1 pseudogene is annotated in these 740 nt (G+C 60.8%); it reads left to right on the plus strand.

The features are described from left to right. Positions 1-740, plus strand: a pseudogene (locus EOA85_RS36535) (DNA-directed RNA polymerase subunit beta); the annotation flags it as partial.

Raw genomic sequence — 740 nt, forward strand, 5'->3', positions numbered from 1 at the left:
GATCAATTCCTGATGGTAGAGGAGCCCAAGGGCGGGCGTCCTGACGAGGGACTGCAGGCGGTTTTCAAATCGGTCTTCCCGATCTCCGACTTTTCCGGCTCCTCGATGCTGGAATTCGTGAAGTACGAGTTCGAAGCACCGAAATTCGACGTTGACGAATGCCGTCAGCGCGACCTGACCTATGCCGCGCCGCTCAAGGTGACGCTGCGCCTCATCGTGTTCGATATCGACGAGGATACCGGCGCCAAGTCGATCAAGGACATCAAGGAGCAGGACGTTTACATGGGCGACATGCCGCTCATGACCTTGAACGGCACCTTCATCGTCAACGGCACCGAGCGTGTCATCGTCTCGCAGATGCACCGTTCGCCGGGCGTCTTCTTCGACCATGACAAGGGCAAGTCGCACTCGTCGGGCAAGCTGCTGTTTGCCGCGCGCGTCATCCCCTATCGAGGCTCGTGGCTCGACATCGAGTTCGACTCGAAGGACGTCGTGCACGCCCGCATCGACCGCCGCCGCAAGATTCCGGTGTCGTCGCTGTTGATGGCGCTCGGCATGGACGGCGAGGAGATCCTGTCGACCTTCTACAACAAGATCACCTACAAGCGCGCCGGCGACCATTGGCGCATCCCGTTCAACGTCGAGCGTTTCCGCGGCCTCAAGGCCGTTGGCGACCTGGTCGATGCAGACACCAACGAGGTCGTCGTCGAGGCCGGCAAGAAGATCACTGCCCGCCAGGC

Origin of the sequence: Mesorhizobium sp. M5C.F.Ca.IN.020.29.1.1 (assembly GCF_003997375.1) — a bacterium.
Lineage (GTDB): Bacteria > Pseudomonadota > Alphaproteobacteria > Rhizobiales > Rhizobiaceae > Mesorhizobium > Mesorhizobium wenxiniae.